At 42.0% G+C, this 22,358-nt stretch carries 16 protein-coding genes and 1 CRISPR repeat array; of the genes, 6 read left to right on the top strand and 10 right to left on the bottom strand.

Features of this window, described 5'->3' with window-relative positions:
• The first annotated feature begins 346 nt into the window (after positions 1-346).
• The 3 genes from ACM0OZ_RS04585 (at position 347) to ACM0OZ_RS04595 (ending at position 9,603) form a co-directional block, all read left to right on the top strand.
• Complete coding sequence (locus tag ACM0OZ_RS04585) at positions 347-1,210, top strand: NYN domain-containing protein (RefSeq protein ID WP_414581639.1); 864 nt, start codon at positions 347-349, stop codon at positions 1,208-1,210.
• Between the two features lie 263 nt (positions 1,211-1,473).
• Positions 1,474-2,055, top strand: coding sequence for a hypothetical protein (locus tag ACM0OZ_RS04590; RefSeq protein ID WP_414581640.1), 582 nt, complete (start codon positions 1,474-1,476; stop codon positions 2,053-2,055).
• A gap of 333 nt (positions 2,056-2,388) precedes the next feature.
• Positions 2,389-9,381: direct repeats of the CRISPR family, unit length 36 nt; unit sequence GTTTCCAACTAATCCGATTTAACCCAATCGGTAGGG.
• A gap of 75 nt (positions 9,382-9,456) precedes the next feature.
• Positions 9,457-9,603 (top strand): hypothetical protein, encoded by a 147-nt coding sequence (locus tag ACM0OZ_RS04595; RefSeq protein ID WP_414581641.1) that lies wholly within the window; start codon positions 9,457-9,459, stop codon positions 9,601-9,603.
• On the opposite strand, the gene cas2 is transcribed toward ACM0OZ_RS04595, so the two are convergent.
• The 8 genes from cas2 to ACM0OZ_RS04635 form a co-directional block, all read right to left on the bottom strand.
• Complete coding sequence (gene cas2, locus ACM0OZ_RS04600) at positions 9,600-9,875, bottom strand: CRISPR-associated endonuclease Cas2 (protein ID WP_414581642.1); 276 nt, start codon at positions 9,873-9,875, stop codon at positions 9,600-9,602. The genes ACM0OZ_RS04595 and cas2 overlap by 4 nt on opposite strands.
• Positions 9,876-10,994 (bottom strand): CRISPR-associated endonuclease Cas1, encoded by a 1,119-nt coding sequence (cas1, locus tag ACM0OZ_RS04605; RefSeq protein WP_414581643.1) that lies wholly within the window; start codon positions 10,992-10,994, stop codon positions 9,876-9,878. It abuts the gene before it with no gap.
• Between the two features lie 203 nt (positions 10,995-11,197).
• Positions 11,198-12,166, bottom strand: a complete 969-nt coding sequence (gene ltrA, locus ACM0OZ_RS04610) for a group II intron reverse transcriptase/maturase (protein WP_414581644.1) — start codon at positions 12,164-12,166, stop codon at positions 11,198-11,200.
• Positions 12,159-12,758 carry an HD domain-containing protein gene (locus ACM0OZ_RS04615; RefSeq protein WP_414581645.1) on the bottom strand — a complete coding sequence of 200 codons (600 nt, stop codon included), beginning with the start codon at positions 12,756-12,758 and terminating at the stop codon, positions 12,159-12,161. Before ACM0OZ_RS04615 ends, ltrA begins: the two co-directional genes overlap by 8 nt.
• Before the next feature lie 32 nt (positions 12,759-12,790).
• Complete coding sequence (locus ACM0OZ_RS04620; protein ID WP_414581646.1) at positions 12,791-14,299, bottom strand: TIGR03985 family CRISPR-associated protein; 1,509 nt, start codon at positions 14,297-14,299, stop codon at positions 12,791-12,793.
• Between the two features lie 305 nt (positions 14,300-14,604).
• On the bottom strand, positions 14,605-14,796 hold the full coding sequence (locus ACM0OZ_RS04625; RefSeq protein WP_414581647.1) for a hypothetical protein: 192 nt from the start codon (positions 14,794-14,796) through the stop codon (positions 14,605-14,607).
• 42 nt (positions 14,797-14,838) lie between these two features.
• Positions 14,839-15,273, bottom strand: a complete 435-nt coding sequence (locus tag ACM0OZ_RS04630) for a hypothetical protein (RefSeq protein WP_414581648.1) — start codon at positions 15,271-15,273, stop codon at positions 14,839-14,841.
• Between the two features lie 92 nt (positions 15,274-15,365).
• Complete coding sequence (locus tag ACM0OZ_RS04635; protein ID WP_414581649.1) at positions 15,366-15,503, bottom strand: hypothetical protein; 138 nt, start codon at positions 15,501-15,503, stop codon at positions 15,366-15,368.
• 94 nt (positions 15,504-15,597) lie between these two features.
• Here ACM0OZ_RS04635 and ACM0OZ_RS04640 point away from each other — a divergent pair, with 94 nt between their 5' ends.
• A complete protein-coding gene (locus ACM0OZ_RS04640; protein WP_414581650.1) occupies positions 15,598-17,232 on the top strand; it encodes an alpha-D-glucose phosphate-specific phosphoglucomutase in 1,635 nt (544 codons plus the stop codon).
• A gap of 682 nt (positions 17,233-17,914) precedes the next feature.
• Here ACM0OZ_RS04640 and ACM0OZ_RS04645 read toward each other — a convergent pair.
• A complete protein-coding gene (locus ACM0OZ_RS04645; protein ID WP_414581651.1) occupies positions 17,915-18,535 on the bottom strand; it encodes a tetratricopeptide repeat protein in 621 nt (206 codons plus the stop codon).
• Between the two features lie 119 nt (positions 18,536-18,654).
• Here ACM0OZ_RS04645 and ACM0OZ_RS04650 point away from each other — a divergent pair, with 119 nt between their 5' ends.
• Positions 18,655-19,473, top strand: coding sequence for an SDR family NAD(P)-dependent oxidoreductase (locus ACM0OZ_RS04650; RefSeq protein WP_414581652.1), 819 nt, complete (start codon positions 18,655-18,657; stop codon positions 19,471-19,473).
• Positions 19,474-20,109: 636 nt separating this feature from the next.
• Entirely contained in the window at positions 20,110-21,330 is a 1,221-nt protein-coding gene (locus ACM0OZ_RS04655; protein WP_414581653.1) for an acetate kinase, read from the top strand.
• Positions 21,331-21,517: 187 nt separating this feature from the next.
• Here ACM0OZ_RS04655 and ACM0OZ_RS04660 read toward each other — a convergent pair whose 3' ends face one another.
• Positions 21,518-21,955, bottom strand: coding sequence for a DUF6918 family protein (locus tag ACM0OZ_RS04660; protein WP_414581654.1), 438 nt, complete (start codon positions 21,953-21,955; stop codon positions 21,518-21,520).
• Between the last annotated feature and the right edge of the window lie 403 nt (positions 21,956-22,358).

The raw sequence follows: 22,358 nt of genomic DNA on the forward strand, positions 1-22,358 counted from the left end.
TATTGAGGCTCTGCCTCAAGTTATGCATTCCTTGCCAGAGACAAGGAACGAGAAACGAGAAACAGGATGATTTTTGGAAATTTGACATTGGAAATTTCACACTTGTCTTGACGTTGTATGCAACGTCAAGACAAAAGTTACCGTTCTTGAAAATTATCTTATCTGAACCGTATTGTCCCCATAACTGGAAATATCACTTTCCACCAACTCACTAAATTAAATACATCAAAGTCAAATATTAGTGAGTCACATTATGAAACTTACTCAATTATTCCCAATCACATTGGTTGTATCTATGGCGTGCATCTTCACTGGAACTACTAGCAAACAACCTCTACTGCGAGTATTGGGTGAAATCACTGCATTGGGAGCTATTTCTAGAGAAATACTAGTCAAACAGCACCAATTAGATGCCAATAAACAAAAGCAATTAACCCTATTAACCAAAGAAAATACCTGCCTGCAAGCTAAACTCTGTGACGCACAGTGTGAATTCAAGAAACTTGAGAAAAAAGTCAAAACTCAAGATACCTGTCAGCGTCTTTATCTTTCTAAAATAGATAAATTACAGCATCAACAAAAAGTCATCTTAGGAAATATTGCTCAACTGCAAAAGTCAGGCAATCAAACTGCTCCTAAATCTGAAAATCATCAACCAATTTCTCAAAAACCATCAGTGAAATTCCTTCCTGATACTCAAACATCAGTAACTCGTGTTTATATTGATGGCAATAATTTAAGTTTTGCTCTCGATAGCTTGCACATTGAGCTTGATTATAATGCTTTACGGGTAGAACTTTCTCAAAATGCAACTGTTACCACTTTTAAATATTACACTGGTGTTCATTCACCCATGACTGAAGGACAAAAGGGTTTTATTAGTTATTTAGAACATTTGCGTTATGAAGTCATTGGACTTCCTATTTTACCTCGACCAGATAGCAATACTGTCAAAACTGTTGGTGATGATGTAAAAATTGCTGTTGATATGTTGGGAGAAGTGAAACAGCAAGATAAGGTGATTCTGGTGAGCGGTGATGGTGATTTTATTCCTGTAATAGCCGAAATTCAACGACGCGGTGCAGAGGTAACTGTTGTTGCCAAGAAGAGTATGTTAAGCCAGCAGCTTTTGAAAGTAGCTGATGATGTAATTTTTTTAGATGACATTCAATATCAAATTGCTAAGTATATAAAGTTAAGTGTAGCCTGAGTACTTTTTAGCGATGTTATTAGCACCTAGGGATTGTTTTCAAACCCAACATTTGCTTCGTTGCGCTGCGCTTAACCCAACCTACTTTCCGAGTTGGAAAACACGCTCTTGTCTTGCTACAAGTTAGGGAACCCGCTTAATGCAGTGAGTTGGATATACAAATTCAGCCCGCCTGCAAATACCTGGAAATGTCGTTTTCCAGTAACTCATTAAATTAAATACATCAACGTCAGATTTAGGGAATATTCAACAGTTAGAAACTTATGAAAAAAGAACCCATGCAAACAAGCCAAATTTTTTCAGGACTAATCGCTGCGGAGACGGCAGTATATGAGGAGTTAGTCTCTTTGATAGGTGACGATGCGAAGAAAGCTGTAGAAACTATTAGACAACACTCCTATATTTCTGCTACCTGTGGCGTTCTTGTGATAGCTCCAGGAGTAGATATATTAGCCTTTGTAGCTAATACTTGGACAATGTATGCCCGAATAAATAGCGCACTTGGCATTTCACTGAGCAAAAACATTTTAAAATCAGTTGCATCGGCAATAGGAACAAATGTATTGTCAATTATTCCAGGAATGATACTGGGATCAGTTGGAGGCTCTATTTTAAAAATATTCCCAGTTTTGGGAACAGCTGGAGGAATGGCAGTCACAGGTGCTACTTTCTATGCTATTTCGACTGTAATGGGTTGGACTTACTTGAAAGCAATCATGTTTCTTGTTTCCTCAAATGTGCCCATTAATGAAAAGAATTTAAAAGTTGCGACAAAGGAAGTTGCTAAAGACAAGGATTTTATCAGGGAAATATACAATTCAGCAAAATCTGATTTCAAGGAATAAAAGCACGATTTTCACTGTGCTAGTGATAGCTAAATTTATCGACTTTCTCACTTGTCATTTTTTGACTATTGCCTTTATTCTGGCAAAAACATCCATAGTGGTTGATGTGAGTTGGTAGTGCTTCTCTCATCTTCCGTCGGGAGATGCTTGTTTTAACACAGGCATCTCCTTAATTGTTTATACCTTTTACCCAGTCTGCTGCCACCGTGTAGCGATCGCCTGTTTTAGTCTAAACTCCAGTTTTTGAAACTTCTTATTTAACTTAGCGCAAAATTCTCCATTCTACTTGGTTTGAAGATGGGAAGTTTAATCTGCTGTTTTCTATAGATTTGTGTTTCCAACTAATCCGATTTAACCCAATCGGTAGGGTACAGGAACTGGCGGTGCTGGCGGAAGTTCTAGTGTTTCCAACTAATCCGATTTAACCCAATCGGTAGGGATGACTTGGCATCTCTCTTGTTTGCAAATCACAATGAGTTTCCAACTAATCCGATTTAACCCAATCGGTAGGGTGCAAGAAAGCGAAATTTTCGCAAAAGAAGGAAATGTTTCCAACTAATCCGATTTAACCCAATCGGTAGGGCTTGAATTGGGCAGAACAAGAAACAGAAAAGGAGTTTCCAACTAATCCGATTTAACCCAATCGGTAGGGTTCTTTCCTCATGAGGTTTACGTGTGAATCGTAAAGTTTCCAACTAATCCGATTTAACCCAATCGGTAGGGCTGGAAGGACGCCATCACCGGGGATCTGATCGTTTCCAACTAATCCGATTTAACCCAATCGGTAGGGCATACTCTTCTCGGAAGCCGGACTTGATCTTGAAGTAGCGTTTCCAACTAATCCGATTTAACCCAATCGGTAGGGTCGACTGCGAGAACCCGGTTGCTGATATTGTCGATGGTTTCCAACTAATCCGATTTAACCCAATCGGTAGGGTCTCTGAAGAGTCCTCAACCCAAGAAACTGCTAAGGTTTCCAACTAATCCGATTTAACCCAATCGGTAGGGTTACAATTGGAGGAAAAAGGGCTTTCGTTTATCCTATTACGTTTCCAACTAATCCGATTTAACCCAATCGGTAGGGGTGATGTGCAGCAGGGAGTCATTACATTTGCCAGCAAGTTTCCAACTAATCCGATTTAACCCAATCGGTAGGGCCTAAGTACCCTTGCAGTAGGCCTCATTTCTGCTCCTATGTTTCCAACTAATCCGATTTAACCCAATCGGTAGGGTTTTAATAAGAAGCCGCCTAACCTTTATTGTCAAGCCCAGGTTTCCAACTAATCCGATTTAACCCAATCGGTAGGGGTTAGAGAACGCACTAATATGCCAGCCTCTCATGTGAGGTTTCCAACTAATCCGATTTAACCCAATCGGTAGGGCGACTATGCCTTGTAATAAAAAGACCACCTCACAAGGTTTCCAACTAATCCGATTTAACCCAATCGGTAGGGGATTGCACAGTTTTCTGACACAAAGTACTCAACGACTGTTTCCAACTAATCCGATTTAACCCAATCGGTAGGGCCGTTACGGTCCATGGAGGCAGCTGCTAGCGCCCTATTGTTTCCAACTAATCCGATTTAACCCAATCGGTAGGGTAGAAATTTCCAAGTTATACTCAAACTTTTTCTTAGCGTTTCCAACTAATCCGATTTAACCCAATCGGTAGGGTGGATACGTAGAGGGCGAAAAAAAATTTACGAAAGTGGTTAAGTTTCCAACTAATCCGATTTAACCCAATCGGTAGGGGTGCCATTTTGGAGGCAAAATGCCCGAGAAATGGTAGTTTCCAACTAATCCGATTTAACCCAATCGGTAGGGCTTATTTTAGCCTCTAAAATAGGATAAACTTTTGGCAGTTTCCAACTAATCCGATTTAACCCAATCGGTAGGGCTTGGGAGCAATCACGTAGTAACCGGCGCATAAAGTTTCCAACTAATCCGATTTAACCCAATCGGTAGGGTCTACTACTGGATTATGCTTAATCTGCCAATTTATGGGGTTTCCAACTAATCCGATTTAACCCAATCGGTAGGGTTTTTTTTTGATGTTGAAAACCCGGTTTCCGGGCTCGTGTTTCCAACTAATCCGATTTAACCCAATCGGTAGGGGTTTCGAGGTGTGCCTATGGACAATCAAGAAGACATAGGTTTCCAACTAATCCGATTTAACCCAATCGGTAGGGGCAAGTGGGAGTGTTGTTATTATCAGAGATGCAGCAGTTTCCAACTAATCCGATTTAACCCAATCGGTAGGGGCAGCGATAAGGATAAAGCCCATGAATGAGCAGGCTGTTGTTTCCAACTAATCCGATTTAACCCAATCGGTAGGGGTATTTTTTCTGATTCTACATTTACATACGACATAGTAAAGTTTCCAACTAATCCGATTTAACCCAATCGGTAGGGTGGCTTTGCGAGGGTCAATAGAAGCAATTCTACCGTTTCGTTTCCAACTAATCCGATTTAACCCAATCGGTAGGGACAATCAATTCATGCTGTAAGATTAAGGATTTTTGGTTTCCAACTAATCCGATTTAACCCAATCGGTAGGGGATTTAGCAAAAAAATGCGAAGTTTTAAAAATTTGTAATGGTTTCCAACTAATCCGATTTAACCCAATCGGTAGGGGTTGCTAGAGTAGATGGAAGAACCTCTCCAGTGTTTCCAACTAATCCGATTTAACCCAATCGGTAGGGGGTTTCTCCAAGTTGGGAAAGCGTTCATGCTAATAGTTTCCAACTAATCCGATTTAACCCAATCGGTAGGGGTGAGAGCAGAACTGGCAACAGTGATTGAATTTACCGTTTCCAACTAATCCGATTTAACCCAATCGGTAGGGCAAATAATACAATCACTAGAATCTACATTAATGGTTTCCAACTAATCCGATTTAACCCAATCGGTAGGGATACACAAAAAATTAGGGCTTAATTCCGTTTGTTTCCAACTAATCCGATTTAACCCAATCGGTAGGGCTCTCTAACTACTATATGTTTTTTGAAAACAACAAAGATGCGTTTCCAACTAATCCGATTTAACCCAATCGGTAGGGTGCACCCATGCAGCTTGCTCAGCAAGAAAAAAATGGTTTCCAACTAATCCGATTTAACCCAATCGGTAGGGGAAAATGATACCAAAGAACTGCGTGAGGTTCAGGGCAAACGTTTCCAACTAATCCGATTTAACCCAATCGGTAGGGGCTTTCACCCAAAGTGCCGGAAAAAGAATTTATTGTTTCCAACTAATCCGATTTAACCCAATCGGTAGGGGTTTTTTAAAAAAAATAGAAAGTCACCATTCATCAACACGTTTCCAACTAATCCGATTTAACCCAATCGGTAGGGTATTCTATGGGAACAGCTAAAAATCCGAATGAATATTCGTTTCCAACTAATCCGATTTAACCCAATCGGTAGGGGCGATGTTCGAGCGCATGTCGTCGACGTTCGAGTTTCCAACTAATCCGATTTAACCCAATCGGTAGGGATTGAAGAAAAACCTTGCAATATTTTAGATACACAAATAGTTTCCAACTAATCCGATTTAACCCAATCGGTAGGGCTTGTGACGTTCAACATTTTGACCTACCACTCAATATAAAGTTTCCAACTAATCCGATTTAACCCAATCGGTAGGGTTTTTTTTTTGAAAAAGCTAGCTAAAAAATTATTAGTGTTTCCAACTAATCCGATTTAACCCAATCGGTAGGGTAATATAGATCAAGTACACTCACTAAAAAGTGGTTTCCAACTAATCCGATTTAACCCAATCGGTAGGGGATATAGATAATATAACCGAAAGATTACTCGTTAAAAAAATAGTTTCCAACTAATCCGATTTAACCCAATCGGTAGGGAAAGCATTGGACCAAGTACAGGAGCTTGGCCTTTCGTTTCCAACTAATCCGATTTAACCCAATCGGTAGGGCATTTTTTCTTATTTGTTGTATCAGCAAAACAGAACGAACGTTTCCAACTAATCCGATTTAACCCAATCGGTAGGGAGGCAAACCCATTTTATTACAGGAACGATTTCCCTACGTTTCCAACTAATCCGATTTAACCCAATCGGTAGGGGAGAGACCATTTTGGTTGTTACAGATGGCGAGCCTGATGGTTTCCAACTAATCCGATTTAACCCAATCGGTAGGGCTTGTTAGTATGTTCACCATGCTTCCAAGAGGTTTCCAACTAATCCGATTTAACCCAATCGGTAGGGCCACAAGTGACTGTGGAACCGGATGCAACCATTTCCGTTTCCAACTAATCCGATTTAACCCAATCGGTAGGGTTATCAGAATAAACTGATCCAGTAGGATTAGTATGTTTCCAACTAATCCGATTTAACCCAATCGGTAGGGCACTATTGGTAGAGTAATAAGGCAACAATATGTCGGAGTTTCCAACTAATCCGATTTAACCCAATCGGTAGGGGTTACAACTAGCAAAAATAGAGTTGAAGCTAACTATCGGTTTCCAACTAATCCGATTTAACCCAATCGGTAGGGTTTCTTGGTGAACAAGCCCAAAACTTCGTTACGGGAGAGTTTCCAACTAATCCGATTTAACCCAATCGGTAGGGGGAACTAAGCCATTTGGAGTAACCAAAAATACTTGTTTCCAACTAATCCGATTTAACCCAATCGGTAGGGGGTACAGCGAGCTGATCGAAGATGTAAAGTACTTATGTTTCCAACTAATCCGATTTAACCCAATCGGTAGGGTACGAAGCTACTTTTTCCTCAAAAAAAATGGAGAAAGGTTTCCAACTAATCCGATTTAACCCAATCGGTAGGGCAGCCATTGGAAAAGATCCTAAGACCTCTGCTACTAGCGTTTCCAACTAATCCGATTTAACCCAATCGGTAGGGTATCTTCCTTACAAGGGAGAGCCTCAAACTTACAAGTTTGAGTTTCCAACTAATCCGATTTAACCCAATCGGTAGGGCCACAATAAGACCTGCAACATTACAGGACTGGACAGTTTCCAACTAATCCGATTTAACCCAATCGGTAGGGCTGGTTCGAGATCCAGACTTCAAAAAACTCTCACGGTTTCCAACTAATCCGATTTAACCCAATCGGTAGGGCGGTATTTTACCAATTGAACTTCCAGAGCTTTCTGAGAAAGTTTCCAACTAATCCGATTTAACCCAATCGGTAGGGGAGTCACAAGCTACTCAACAGCCGCAGCAACCTATTTGTTTCCAACTAATCCGATTTAACCCAATCGGTAGGGTATTCTGATGGCTCACGAAACATTCTCCCAGTTTCCAACTAATCCGATTTAACCCAATCGGTAGGGTCAAACAAAAGTGACAACAAAGAATTTGTTGTCGTTTCCAACTAATCCGATTTAACCCAATCGGTAGGGCACAAGGAAACTCAGATACTTCTAAGCCTGGCGATCGTTTCCAACTAATCCGATTTAACCCAATCGGTAGGGTTCAGCGAGACACACTTCTTCGAAGAAGTAGGCCAAAAGTTTCCAACTAATCCGATTTAACCCAATCGGTAGGGTTTTTTTTTAAAGTAATTTTATTTTTTACAGAGGTTTAGTTTCCAACTAATCCGATTTAACCCAATCGGTAGGGTGTTAGTTTTTAAAAACTACTCATAAACTCATAGAGTTTCCAACTAATCCGATTTAACCCAATCGGTAGGGTAATGATTAATCCAAATGCTGAGGACAGTGTAGAAAAGTTTCCAACTAATCCGATTTAACCCAATCGGTAGGGATGATGACAGTTAATGGAAAAGAGTTAGCAAAGTTTCCAACTAATCCGATTTAACCCAATCGGTAGGGTGGAAACGCTGGTAAGACAGCTGAGTAGGGTGTTAGTGTTTCCAACTAATCCGATTTAACCCAATCGGTAGGGGCAGGTAGTGAAAAAGCTACAACGACAACTTCTGGTTTCCAACTAATCCGATTTAACCCAATCGGTAGGGTAGGAGAACCCATTTCTCCAGTATTATACAATGGTTTCCAACTAATCCGATTTAACCCAATCGGTAGGGGCCGAAGAAGTTGTTAAAGTCAAAGATCAACCAGTTCAAGTTTCCAACTAATCCGATTTAACCCAATCGGTAGGGTAGATGAAATACTAGAAATCTTCTTTTTAGAGTTTCCAACTAATCCGATTTAACCCAATCGGTAGGGCATGGTATCCTGTAAAGCCTCCAGATGCAATATCTGATGTTTCCAACTAATCCGATTTAACCCAATCGGTAGGGTTATAATGAATCTCCTCGGCTTGCTTGTGTTTTGGTTTCCAACTAATCCGATTTAACCCAATCGGTAGGGAGGGTATATAATCTTATATACCCTGTAAATCATCAAAAGTTTCCAACTAATCCGATTTAACCCAATCGGTAGGGAACCAAAAAGTTTTTGCGAAAGCAAAATCCTACTGTTTCCAACTAATCCGATTTAACCCAATCGGTAGGGTGTATCGACCATTAATGGCTAGCCACAAGGTAGTCGTTTCCAACTAATCCGATTTAACCCAATCGGTAGGGATTTATGTGTTTCGCAACCACCCAAACCCTTGATGTTTCCAACTAATCCGATTTAACCCAATCGGTAGGGGAGAAATTACTCTTCCTGACATTGACACTTATGGAAAGTTTCCAACTAATCCGATTTAACCCAATCGGTAGGGCAACCAACAAACTACTCAATGGAGAAATTCATGTTTAGGTTTCCAACTAATCCGATTTAACCCAATCGGTAGGGTATTTTAACTTTAAGGGAACACAAAAAATAATAAGGTTTCCAACTAATCCGATTTAACCCAATCGGTAGGGGACTTCAGGGATGTTGCTAATAGTGCAACGACATCAGGTTTCCAACTAATCCGATTTAACCCAATCGGTAGGGCGCAAGATAAACTTAATGCCGTAGCGAAAAGCTTGGAAATGGTTTCCAACTAATCCGATTTAACCCAATCGGTAGGGGTAGAAATAATAACAAGTACTGCTACCCATGTTACGTGTTTCCAACTAATCCGATTTAACCCAATCGGTAGGGGAGACTTCGTTTATAATAGTACCACAGGACAACTATTTTGTTTCCAACTAATCCGATTTAACCCAATCGGTAGGGTAGCGGAGGAGGTAGGTTTTCCGAAGTTTATTCAGAGTTTCCAACTAATCCGATTTAACCCAATCGGTAGGGTAAGAGGGAAAGAGGGAAGAAAAGAACTGTACGAATGTTTCCAACTAATCCGATTTAACCCAATCGGTAGGGTTGCGGACTACAGTAATCCAGCATCAACTCTTTACCGTTTCCAACTAATCCGATTTAACCCAATCGGTAGGGAGTTCGTCTAGCAGCCCTTACCCAGTAAGGATTTCAGCCGCCAAATCGACACCACTCTAAAAAACATTATATATATTGTACGAAATAGAACAACAGACATACCTCAAACCCTTGCCCTACAAGCAATCGACACCACTCAACGAAAAATATAGGGTTTCGGCGATTTGGCGAGTGGTGTCGATGCACGACCTAAAAACCACCCCTAATCTTGCCCAAACCTAGATAACATAATACTTTGGCGGTGGTTGGGGAGACTCACCACCAATAGTCAGCACCCTCGAAACTGCTTCCTGCGATATCCAATAAAACCGCACATTATCCTCCACAGGTTTAACTAACTTTTTCACCTTTTCATGAAGTTCTCGCATTTCCTCCAAACTTAAAAAACATTCAAACACAGAAAGTTGGACTCTTCGCCCATATCCCTCTAGGAAATTAGATAACTTTGTACGCCTTTTATCATCAGTAATATCATACACAACAAGCACCAGCATTTACACGGCTCTTAAAAAAGGTTCATAGGGAACCCCCGATAACAAACACCGTTTATATCGCCTCACTTGCAATTGAATTGCATGGCGATAGGTTATTTGAGATTGCAAATCTGGATGAGATACCTCTTCATTCATCCGATTTTCAAAATATTTGAGAAATACCCGTCTAGCTGTCTGATTTAAATAAACTCCTCCTGTACTAGGAATTATGTCAAAATCTTGCGGTTTGAGTAAAGAATGATTAACAATGTTTAAAATCAAGCTATCAACAATAACCGACCTCATTTCCTCCATTAAATCGAAAGCTAAATATGGCTTTTGCTTTTCCCCATAGTGAAAATTCCCCAAATAAGGAGAAAGCCCCTCAGCGATAATAAAACTTAAAACATTATTAAATAACAGCGTGTAACCAAAACTCAATAAAGAATTTATTGGATCGGTGGGTGGTTGACGGTTACGCAGAGAAAATTCAAACTTAGAATTAGTAATTAACTTCCCAAAAGCCGGAAAATATCTGGCAGCAGCTATTCCTTCATAACCGCGTAACGAATCTAAATTATCTACTAAATCCAGCGAGTCGATATCTTGACTGATGCCAAAAATAGCTTTTTCCACTTCTGCGACTTTGCGCTTGCGATTAAATCGCAACAATAGCTGCTTGGAATTCATCAATTTACCGAAAGCGATCGCTTTCGAGACCTGAAATTGAAAGTCGCCATGATTGCGTCTCTCAATCTGGATTAATTGATTCTCTAAATTCGTTGATTCTTCACTCCATAAATGACCGTGATATTGACCATTTTGACTGAGAAATAATACTGGTATTTGTTCTTGTAAACAAGCTTGAATCACGGGAGTTGATAGTTGAATATTGCCAAAAACGAGAATTTGCTGCACTTCTCGAATGGGGACTTCAAGTTTAGGTTTTTCTGAGACATGAATAATAAAGCGTTGGTAGTCTTTATAGATATTTGTGCCTTGTTCAATGAGATAGATAGCTGCCATTTCTCTCTGCCAAATATTTTTTTGAAAAAAGCTGTTATCCTCTTCGGTTTGAGGAGGTAATTCTGTCTCTATTTCTGCAAGAAAGGGTTGATGTAGAGTTGCAATATTTCTCAAATACGTGATATCCTCGTTCCCAGGCTCCAGGCTAGGAACGATTTCAGAGATGCTCTGCTTCTCGTTATCTGGAGGTAGAACCTCGTTGACTGCATTCCCATGCAGAGCATGGGAACGAGGTGAGCTTGGCTTCGCAGACCCGACATAAGTCCGCGTAGGCGGACTTGGTTTGTCTAGCAGCGAATTCCATTCGCCATATGTTTCTACGATATTTTCCTTAGTTTCCTGGCTTGGTTCCCCAGATTTAGAACTTTTTTTTTACTGCTATTTTGAGCTTTATTTTGTTTTTCTATAGCAGATTTCAGCTTTCCCTCGTCAACATTCACAGGAAAAATTGCATTCTCTAAAAAACCATGACCTAAAAACCGAAACCCACGCCCAAAATGAGTAATTTGGCTTTTTTCTGCATTCATCATCAATCCCATCAAATCCAACAGATTCATGATTTCTGACTTTGCTTGCAAAATCCGCTCTTGAGTACGTGATAAAACCAGAAAATCATCTGCATAACGCACCAGTTTTAAATCAGTTGCACTCACCCATTCATCAAATTCATGTAGATAAATGTTCGCCAAAATCGGGGAAATCACCGCACCTTGAGGAATGCCTTTTTGTGGTAGAACTAACCCCTCTGCAGTTAACACCCCAACTGATATCCAAGATTTAATCAAACATAAAATTCCCGGATTATCTATATGTAGCCTGACTTCTTTTAATAACCTGTTATGGTCGATATTATCAAAAAACTTGACTATATCCGCATCTAACACCCAATGATATCCCATATCTCGCCAATCAGCGATTTTTTCTACTGCATTGAGATAGGATAAATTGGGACGATAAGCAAAACTAGCAGGCGAAAATTTCTCCTCCATTAACGGATACAGTATATTTAATAAAGCCTGCTGCACAATTCTGTCTCGTACAGTTGGTATTTTTAACTCTCTTTGAGTGCCGTTTTTTTTAGGGATAATCACCTGCTTGCAAGGAGAAGGTTGATAAGTACTATTAGCGACAGCATTGAGTAATTGATAAATATTAACGGTTTGATTGCGGGCAAAACTATCAATCGTTTCTCCATCGACTCCTGCACAACCGTGATTTTCCGCTACCTTTTGCCAAGCATTTTGAAAATTCTTAATATCGAGAAACTTGCTAGCAATATCAATCATCTTTCACCTTTTCCCACTCACCAACAATGCGATTTAATTCCTTTACTAACCCGGAAGTAGCATCACTTTCTAAAAAGAATGCCAGCAAAGTGCGGTAATACCATAAAGTCCCATCTTTACCACCTTGAAACTTTTGCCAGGTTGCTTCCCCTTCTTTATGTAAATCACTCAAAATACAACGCGCATTATGCAATTTATCCGCTAGCGCTACCCTGCGAATTGAAGCTGAAGCATGGCGCAATTTTTCAATATATTGCTGTTTGCGTTCTTGCCAAGGTGGCTTTGGTATTGTATCTGCATCAGTGCAACCATCAACTATTTCACAAACTCTTTCACCAAACATATTTAAAATGACTTGGCGGGTTGCTTCCCCTCCTTGGTCTTCGATCGCATCATGTAATAATGCTGCTATGGCTTCGTCTTCGTCGCCACCATCTTCTAATACCAACGCTGCGACACTTAATAGGTGACTAATGTAAGGTACGTTACCTCCTCCTTTTCTAGTTTGTTTGGCGTGAAGTCTAGTAGCGTAAACCAAAGCTTGTTCAAAACGATGGGTTAATTTTGATGTTTCTGTTGCGTTTAAGTTCATGGTATAATTTCCCTGATTATTTATAAAGTTTGTTATTTATAAAGCTTGTAAGTAGCTTCCATATCTCTTGCCATGCGCTCTCGAAAATGCCAAGGTAAAATAACCTCTACATTCGGTCCCCAAGCCCGCAAACGCATGACGATGTTATTATCATTGGCGCGATAATCCACTTTACAGTAATTATCGTTTGGTGAACGAGATTGTAAGGTTGAAAGCAGATATTTTTGTTCTGCTGATGCTACTAAAGTGTAAGATTTCACCAATCTTTCAACTTGTTGGCGAGAGATTTTTGTAAACATTTGATCCCGTTCTGTTCCTGTAATGTAATTAGCATAGAAATACTGGTCAAATCTCAACACAAGTAATTCCTGCGGTTTGTAGATATCAAATCCCCAAGCAACTGACATTTTTTCTTTAATATCATCAGGAGTTGGTGGATATTTGCCTTGACATTTATCTACAAAGTGTTTGGGAATATTTGCATCATCTAGATTTTTTGGCAATTCATCTAATTTGAGAATTCGGTCAAGGCGGTAATCATACCAATCGATTTTGCTCCAACGATTTTCGTCATCTTGCTTGGGAGTTTGACCGTAAGCAAATAGATAAGGTGCGCGTTGGTAGTAGTAAATGCAAACCGGATAAACAATACAATCGACAGTATCATGATATAGTTTGGCACTCCGATAAGTTAACTTCACCAACGGTATACTATCTTGTGCCCAAATATTTTTAAGGTGCTTTTGCAGTAACTCAACGCGGTTATATAACTGGGGATGAACTATGTACTCTGCGTGAATAAAAAATCGCTGAATACCATTAATTGGTTGAGACAAGGAATTATTAAAAGCAGATAATTCCTCATTTGTAAACTGTTCAGAAGGAATTTCTGCCTCTTGAAGACGAGCCAAGAAACACTCAGGAAAGCTATCTACTTTCAAGTATTTCACTTGATTGACTTTTTCTTGATGACTTGCTTTTTTTAACCATCCCAGATTGACTAATGATTGAAAATCGTGTTCTTTCAAATTTCGACTGGTGACAGCAAATAAACGCCCGTTAGATAAAGATTTAGAAAAGCGGTGATTTTGGCTATTGCTAGTAGTAACTTCGTTATCTGGTTGACTATTTTTTCGGTAATTAGTAATGACTCCCGTCAATAGTAAACTTTCTAATTCATCAAATTGAATGGAATAATATTTTTGGAATGACTGAAACCATTTACTTTTATCAATGCTTAAAGGTGATGTAAACAGCCAGTCAGTTAATTTGGTGGCGCAGCGACATTCTTCGTTATGTAAAATTGGAGCTTTATCGCGTGAATGTTGCTTTGTCGCATCAAGAAAAAATAAGTCGCGCCATTCAAGGAAAGTAAATTCCTCTTGTAATTCTAATTTAACTTCATCAACATCATCTCCATAGATAGAACGTAAAATAACCCATAATCTTACCGCTTTCGCCAAGTTTTGTTTTAAGGAACCTGGCGTTAACAACTTTAAGACTTCCACGCTGGGAGGATAGTTAAAAACTTCTCTCTTCATGGTGCGTGCTGCTGCTTGTGGATGTATGTTTCCAGGTTAGCAGCAGGTGGAAAACGCTATTTCCATTTCATACACACAAACTGGGTTTGTAGTAAGCGCTGTCTTCAGTTTAATAGAGCGAAGACAGCGCTTACTACATTAGGGATTTCCAACAAATAAATTATCCAATATGAGTGGGGTGGGCTTCTAGCCATACGTGTCAACTTAAGCCCCGGCGAATAGAATATGCGCGAAGGCGCACGCTACGCGAACGCGGCTACACAGGCAAAGTCTGCGGAGGCAGACTAACAGAAAATTAAGGTTTTTTAACCCACGGAGGTGGGTTTTGTTTGTGTAGGCGCGGTTTCTAACCGCCCGTTTTGCGTTAAGTTGACACCAATGGCTTCTAGCCCGCCCAGTTTATAGGACGGGAGTGGAGAAATCCCTTCAGATAAGCCGACTCGTGGAACCAGAAAGCCCAAGGCGCAAGTCTTGGAATCCCCCGGCTTTTTGTTCAAATGAGCGCTCTGCGCGATATTTGAACAGCCGTGGGGAGGATGTCAACGTACATACACCCGCTGACCCCTGTATCTGTTGTATCGTCTGACTGGTGCATAGACTCGTTGAACTCGATTTCGCCTGACTGGTTGATAGACTCGTTGAACTCGATTTCGCCCGACTGGTCGTACACGAACTCGTCGAACTTGATTTCGCCTGACTGGTCCGCCAATGATTATTCTGCGAACTCGGGATCTCCTGTCGTATCTTCTAGCGACGACGAATGGTTGAGGTTGATCACCAAGTGGGTTCACTCCTGGCTGTAAACTCCGCATTCCAAAAGTATTGTTGAAATCGTTCTTATTTGAGTCAGCCGCTTGAGCAAATGAAGACGGATAAACTATGGCAAACAGCAATATCGCTGTGGCAAATAACTTCTGTATGCCTTGTGAGTGGGAAATAGCAAGGTTTAGCTGGAAAAATTTGTGATTAGCCATTGGCAATCTCCTTAAGATTCAACCTGAGGAAGGAAATTAGAATTTTACAGCAGGTTGTTGCGACAACATCTGCTTAAGTAGTGTTAGGACTATCAACTGGTGAGGTCACTGTTCTCCCCACCAACGAGTACGTATGGTGGGGGAGGAATACCGCACTGTTTCTGGGTACTGGGGACGGTTGTTGGGGGAAATGCTCCCGACTTGGTTTCGGTCAATATTTCTCCGGACATAATTTTTCGGCTTTATTACCCAATCCCCAATCCCTAATCCCCAATCCCTAGTCCCCTTGACGCAATTTTTGTTGTGAATGCCTCAAATATCGCTATGGTTAGCAAAACTATACAAACCCAACCGTTTACCGACCAGAAACCAGGTACTTCTGGACTCAGAAAGAAAGTTTCTGTCTTTCAAAAGCCTCATTACTTAGAAAACTTTGTGCAGTCCATCTTTGATAGTCTGCAAGGATATCAAGGTCAGACTCTGGTTTTGGGAGGCGATGGTCGCTACTACAATCGTCAGGCAATTCAAATTATCCTGAAAATGGCAGCCGCTAATCGCTTTGGTCGAGTGCTGGTCGGTCAAGGTGGGATTCTTTCTACCCCGGCTACTTCTGCTATTATTCGCAAGTATCACACCTTTGGTGGTATAATCCTTTCGGCAAGCCATAACCCTGGTGGTCCAGACGGTGATTTTGGAATAAAATACAACATTGATAATGGTGGACCAGCCCCAGAAAAAGTGACGGAAGCCATCTATCAACGTAGTAAAGAGATTGATAGCTACAAAATATTGGAAGCTCCTGATGTCAGTCTTGATACATTAGGAGAGTTCAAGATAGGCGATATGGCGGTGGAAGTCATTGATTCTGTTGCAGACTACGCAGAGTTGATGCAGTCGCTGTTTGATTTTGAGCGCATCCGCGAATTGGTGACAAACGGACAGTTCCGTATGTGCATCGACTCTTTGCATGCTGTGACTGGTCCTTATGCTCACAAGATTTTTGAGGAGCGTTTGGGTGCACCACAAGGGACTGTCACGAATGGCACAGCCCTAGAGGACTTTGGCGGTGGACATCCCGACCCCAACCTCGTTTACGCTCATGATCTGGTGGAAATTCTGTTCGGGGAAAATGCTCCTGATTTCGGTGCTGCTTCTGATGGAGATGGCGATCGCAACATGATTCTGGGTAGCCGATTTTTCGTCACTCCCAGCGATAGCTTAGCAATACTGGCAGCAAATGCTAAATTAGTTCCTGGGTATAGTTCTGGTCTTGCTGGAATTGCCCGCTCTATGCCCACCAGTCAAGCAGCAGACCGTGTGGCGAAACAACTTGGGATTGAGTGTTATGAAACTCCCACAGGCTGGAAATTCTTTGGCAATTTGCTAGATGCAGGTAGAGCAACCCTCTGCGGCGAAGAGAGTTTCGGCACAGGTTCCAACCATATCCGCGAGAAAGATGGACTCTGGGCAGTGCTGTTCTGGCTAAATATATTAGCAGTACGGCAACAGTCAGTAGAGCAGATTGTCACAGAACATTGGCAAACCTACGGGCGCAATTATTACTCTCGCCATGACTATGAAGAAGTAGATAGCGATCGCGCGAACAACTTAATCACAAGTCTCCGTGCTATTGCGCCAAACCTCAAAGGAAAGCGGTATGGTTCCTACGAGGTTGACTACGGTGATGACTTCAGTTATACCGACCCGATTGATGGTAGCATCAGTCAGAAGCAAGGAGTTCGTATTGGCTTCACCGATGGTTCGCGGATTGTCTTCCGGCTATCTGGTACAGGCACACAAGGCGCGACATTAAGGCTTTATTTAGAAAGCTACGAACCCGATCCGGCAAAGCAGAATCTTGATCCCCAGGAAGCATTGGCAGAACTTATCACCATTGCAGATGAGATTGCCCAAATTCGTACTTTAACTGGAATGGACAAGCCAACTGTGATTACCTGATATCTAGAACACCAATTCAGTATTCAGACTTGGAGCTAAAAAACCGATTTTTTTGTAGAGACGCTTCAAACAGCGCGTCTCTACAGCCAACGAAAAATTAATCTTTTCAGGAACAGAAACCGGGTTTTTGGGATTAGTGAATCGGTGTTCTAGGGGTGGGCATTGAGGAATAGATAACTAGCCATTCTCAAAGGAACCCTAACCCCTTTTTAACAGTTACCAGTTATCAGTTATCAGTTCTCAGTTTCATCCTTTGCATGTTTCAGTCCCCCACCAAGAGCACCAGAGAGCGTTGGTGGCGGGTTTAAATCCCCCACCAGCCCGAGAAAGCGTCACTGCGGCTGGTACTGTTCACTGTTTTAAGGGCAGGTTTTTCGTGTTGAAGATTTTATCGGATTTTGAACTGGACAGTTAAACTTCAGGTGCTTATTGAAAAACAAAGTGGAAACTTTTCATACCAAGTTGCGTTCAAACAGAGAATTTCCTGAATGAACCGCTCCAGGACGCAGAGGAGGACACTTCGTGCGGTGAGACCAGTGCTGCAGGAGGGTTTCCCGACAGCAGGCAACTGGCTCTCCCGTTGGGGGGTTCCCCCCGTTGAAGAAAGTGTCCCTGACACACAGAGGAAAAAAGAAAGTTTCCTGTATGAATGCAGCTTAGTATCAGTAGGCAAGATGAGCACCTAATCCCACCCTCGCAATTTTTGGTGTATGGCAGCCACGTGCCACATATAATCGTCAATCTCGTATTCGTTGAATGCTTGAGTCATGTAGTGTCGCGCTTCGTCTGTTCGGTTCTCTGCTTCAAAATACAATCCTACGTAAAGATAAGCGTAAAACTTGGCACGCTTGTCGTTGTTCGTGCCAACAGCCAGGACATCATCTGTTGAACAATGTCCTGCATACAAATCGTATACGCGCCGCATTACAAGTCGGGGGTCATTTTTTACTGGTAACAAAGACTGACGTGCTTTGGCAGCACCGTAAAGGCGGGCGATGCAAAGATAGCGCCATATTGTTTCTTCCACATCTTGAGAGTTGACGCTCAAGTCCACCTCAAATTGTTTGGCACCATCAGCAAATTTTTCAGCGTAGTAGTATGATAACCCCCGCTGCCACAAGTATGGTGTTAAACGAGAGTCCAGTTGTTCTGCAATGTCGAAGTCAGCAATAGACTCATCGATGTTACCTAGCTTAAAATGAACCATCCCCCGGTGTATGTAAGCTCTGGGCTCATGAGTACGGGTAGAAATAATATCATTCCATCGGGCAAGTTCTTTTTCGAGTAAATTGCTTAAGTTCATCTTTTCTTTGTTGTTGGTAATATTATTTATGAGTTATAAATAATCGGCAAAAGTCCTGAAAACCGATCATGTTTTGCCTACTGCCGTTCAGTCAGAAAAAATGATAGCTTACATATCCCATGCCTAACACTGTCATCATCACAGGTGCATCGCAAGGAATCGGCAAAGCCACCGCCTTAGAATTTGCTCATCATGGATATGACGTTGTTTTAGCAGCACGACAACTTGATCGCTTAGAAGCTGCGGCTTCTGAAGTACGATCGCTTGGACGAAAGGCACTTGCCATTTCTGTCGATGTTCGAGATCCAGTTCAGGTGAAGCATTTGGTTGATGCTGCAATCAATGAATTTGGTCATATCGATGTGCTGGTGAATGATGCCTCAATTTACACATTAGGACCTGTGGAGGAATTCTCGTTAAACGATTGGCAACAGGTGATTGACACCAATCTTTGGGGCTACATTCATATGATTCATGCACTGCTACCGCATTTTCTAGAGCGAAGCAGCGGAGCGATCGTCAACATCAGTTCTATAGGAGGGCTAGATCCAATTCCTTATCAGGTGCCTTACACCACAAGCAAGTTTGCTGTCACCGGATTAACAAAGGCATTACGCGCAGAATTATCACCCAAAGGAATTCACGTATGCGGTATTTATCCCAGTTTTATCCGGACTCAATTGATGGAGCGAGGAATTTTTCGGGGAAAAGATGAGAGCATGGCTCATGCACGATATGAACTCGTGGATAAGGCACTTCATAGCCGTGTACTGGAAACCCCTGAAGATGTAGCAAAAGCAATCTGGAATGGCGTTCAGCATCGGCGAGCAGATGTGATTGTTGGCACAGCAAAACTCTGGACGGCGATGTTTCACCTGTTTCCTGGTTTGATGAAGTCGATAACCCGTCGCGTGTTTGGTATGAAAGAACGTCTTTGACGTCTCATTCCAGTTTGTTATTATACAAAATCTCATGGCAGCTAGGCGCTACCCTGTTCAATCAATAGAAAAGATATGTATCGAAGCGTTAAAAATATTTAAAACACGGCACATTAGACAGATGTTCGTCGAGTGATATCATCTCATAATTGTTAGTGCCATACCCACTCTGAAAATCAGTTTCTGCTGACTGTCAACACCCCTGCCCTACGGTGAGGGGGCGATCATCGCCTCAAACCTAAGCGGATTAGTTGACCAGACTCAGTGCCTTCGGGTACTACGTTAACGGTAAGTGTTCAAACTCCTACCTTGGAGGAGAGTGCTAGTTCCAAGCTCTAGAACCGAAAGATTAAACAGGTTTAGAGGGTTAAGCCAGTGTATGAATGGATAGTACCGCCCGTTTAACATTGTCGTTGCAAGAGCGTGTGCGAAGCACTCAGCTAACTTTACTCCCTTTCGGGAAGGCTCTACGGAGCAAAACCATTATGCGTACAGAGGGAAAGATTTCAGTTTGTAATTGCCCTTTCCGATAGTAGATTGCAAAACTACACGGGATTCAGTACCTCCAAGGCGGTAATGGTTCGCAAAAAATATAAAGCCGTCAAACGAAGGACGGGGTTTCTACCCAAATTTTCGATGAAAATACTGGTACTGAATGCCGGATCTAGCAGTCAAAAGAGTTGTGTGTACGAAATTACGGGTGATACTCTCCCGGAAGAACCTCTCAAACCGCTTTGGGAAGCGAAAGTAGACTGGACTCACCAACAAGGCTTTGCAGAAATCGAGGTCAAAACAGCCAAGGGTGAATTGCAAGAGAAAATCCCAGCAGACTCCCGAGATCAAGTCATGGCTCGTATACTTGATACACTGTGCAACGGTTCCACTCAGGTGATTACTCAGCCATCAGAAATTGATGTGGTGGGGCATCGCGTGGTACATGGTGGACAAGATTACCGTGAAAGTGTAGAAATTACTGAGGATGTGAAAAAGGCGATCGCTCATCTTGCAACCCTTGCCCCTGCCCATAATCCAGCAAATCTGGAAGGAATAGAAGCGATTGAGCAACATTGGGGATCTGTTCCTCAAATTGCAGTATTTGATACCGCCTTTCATTCTCATCTCCCTGATGCAGCAGCCATCTATCCTGGTCCCTATGAGTGGGTAGAGCAAGGTATCCGTCGCTACGGCTTTCATGGCATCAGTCATCAGTACTGCGCTGCGCGTGCGGCTCGCATCCTCGGTCGAGAATTAGCATCTCTACGGTTAATTACTTGTCATTTGGGCAACGGTTGCTCTTTAGCCGCGATACAAAACGGTCGCAGCGTTGACACGACTATGGGATTTACGCCCCTAGATGGATTGATGATGGGCGCTCGTTCTGGTGCGGTTGATCCAGGGATTCTGATTCACCTGTTGCGCGAATCTGATGAGTCGGTTGATCATCTCGACAATGTCCTAAATCGCGCTTCTGGCTTACGTGGAATTTCTGGCGTCTCTAATGATATGCGACAGATTAGGGAGGCAATTTCTCAAGGTAATTTCCGTGCTCAACTGGCGTGGGATATCTACGTGCATCGCCTACGGTCTTATATTGGTGCGATGCTCGCTAGCTTAGGGGGATTAGATGCATTGGTATTTACCGCAGGTGTAGGTGAAAATACTCCTGACATTCGCGCCGCCGCTTGCGAAGCTTTTGCATTTTTAGGGCTAAAAGTTGACCAGGAAAAAAATGCACACAAACCTGTTGATATCGATATTGCCACCCCTGACTCAGCAGTGCGGGTATTGGTGATTCACACTGAAGAAGATTGGGAAATTGCTTGTGAATGTTGGCGACTTTTAAGGCGTTCTTCTTGAGCGACAAATAAAGCGACAAATAATTTGACCGTCGGCACTTTTTAGGCGATCGCCTAAACAAATTGTCTTTAACAACGTATTTGAACTGGCGTAATTATATTTACTATATCAAGTTGCATTCAAACAGGTAACTTGAGACTGTTGAGTGTTACCACTCAGCAGTCAACAGCTATCACCAAATACGCGCTCAGCTCTTGGTGTAGTTATCAATGATCTTGGCTAAGCCCGGTACCGCGTCCTCGACGTGCTTCTTAGCTGAGTTGCGGAGTTTGTTATATACCCCTTTCACGGTTGTGTTTTTGCTTTTCTCGATCTTTGTGTCAGTGATGCTCAGCAACGCGTCCGCCGTGCGAGAGCGGTTCTGGATCAGGTGTTCTGCCGGGTTGCCCGTTTGTATGCCCTCACTCCAAATCGGATCGAGTGCCGTGAAAGAGTCCGGCAAAAGACGCTCGATGGCTTCGCCACAATAACTAGGCGCGATCCCTTTTACAGCCGCGTAGCCGGCTTTCAATGCGAGACCAGAAACTCCTCCCATTGAAGCAACCTGCGTGTCTAACAACTTTGTGCAGTCAGCCACCACCATATTCTTTTTATTTGGATCTGACAGACCATTGCTAAGTCCCATTTCGATTCTCCTTAATATCAAAGCCCTTCATTCTATTCAATTAATTTTAATAGTGAACAGGAAACAACAGAAAATAATATGAGATATGGAGGATGTTCATCAAAATTTTAAGAAGTTCTTCATAAAATTTTTAATATGAGTTTTACAGAAAAAGTGAGCAAAAAGAAAACTATAGCAGTCCGATTTGACTTGTGAAACCCACAGTCTGGGTCGTCAAACCTCAAGTTCTCACTTGTCAAAACTGATTCTGGACTCAAGACTTGCTTAACAATAAGTTCACAATTCCTCTATGCATTGCTCTAGTAAGGATTTAAGTGGCTATTGAGATTTTTTATAATGACGTATTGTATGGGAATCCTCCGCTTTCTTTGTGAGAATTGAGAGTCACAGATCCCCGACTTCG

The organism is Scytonema sp. PCC 10023 (assembly GCF_963920835.1).
Classification (GTDB): domain Bacteria; phylum Cyanobacteriota; class Cyanobacteriia; order Cyanobacteriales; family Nostocaceae; genus Kalymmatonema.

Excerpts from the sequence above, each read along its gene's own strand:
- ACM0OZ_RS04590 (WP_414581640.1), top strand. The coding sequence starts at position 1,474 with ATGAAAAAAGAACCCATGCAAACAAGCCAAATTTTTTCAGGACTAATC.
- cas2 (WP_414581642.1), bottom strand. The coding sequence starts at position 9,875 with ATGCTGGTGCTTGTTGTGTATGATATTACTGATGATAAAAGGCGTACA.
- ltrA (WP_414581644.1), bottom strand. The coding sequence starts at position 12,166 with ATGATTGATATTGCTAGCAAGTTTCTCGATATTAAGAATTTTCAAAAT.
- ACM0OZ_RS04615 (WP_414581645.1), bottom strand. The coding sequence starts at position 12,758 with ATGAACTTAAACGCAACAGAAACATCAAAATTAACCCATCGTTTTGAA.
- ACM0OZ_RS04620 (WP_414581646.1), bottom strand. The coding sequence starts at position 14,299 with ATGAAGAGAGAAGTTTTTAACTATCCTCCCAGCGTGGAAGTCTTAAAG.
- ACM0OZ_RS04630 (WP_414581648.1), bottom strand. The coding sequence starts at position 15,273 with ATGGCTAATCACAAATTTTTCCAGCTAAACCTTGCTATTTCCCACTCA.
- ACM0OZ_RS04635 (WP_414581649.1), bottom strand. The coding sequence starts at position 15,503 with ATGTCCGGAGAAATATTGACCGAAACCAAGTCGGGAGCATTTCCCCCA.
- ACM0OZ_RS04640 (WP_414581650.1), top strand. The coding sequence starts at position 15,598 with ATGGTTAGCAAAACTATACAAACCCAACCGTTTACCGACCAGAAACCA.
- ACM0OZ_RS04645 (WP_414581651.1), bottom strand. The coding sequence starts at position 18,535 with ATGAACTTAAGCAATTTACTCGAAAAAGAACTTGCCCGATGGAATGAT.
- ACM0OZ_RS04650 (WP_414581652.1), top strand. The coding sequence starts at position 18,655 with ATGCCTAACACTGTCATCATCACAGGTGCATCGCAAGGAATCGGCAAA.
- ACM0OZ_RS04655 (WP_414581653.1), top strand. The coding sequence starts at position 20,110 with ATGAAAATACTGGTACTGAATGCCGGATCTAGCAGTCAAAAGAGTTGT.
- ACM0OZ_RS04660 (WP_414581654.1), bottom strand. The coding sequence starts at position 21,955 with ATGGGACTTAGCAATGGTCTGTCAGATCCAAATAAAAAGAATATGGTG.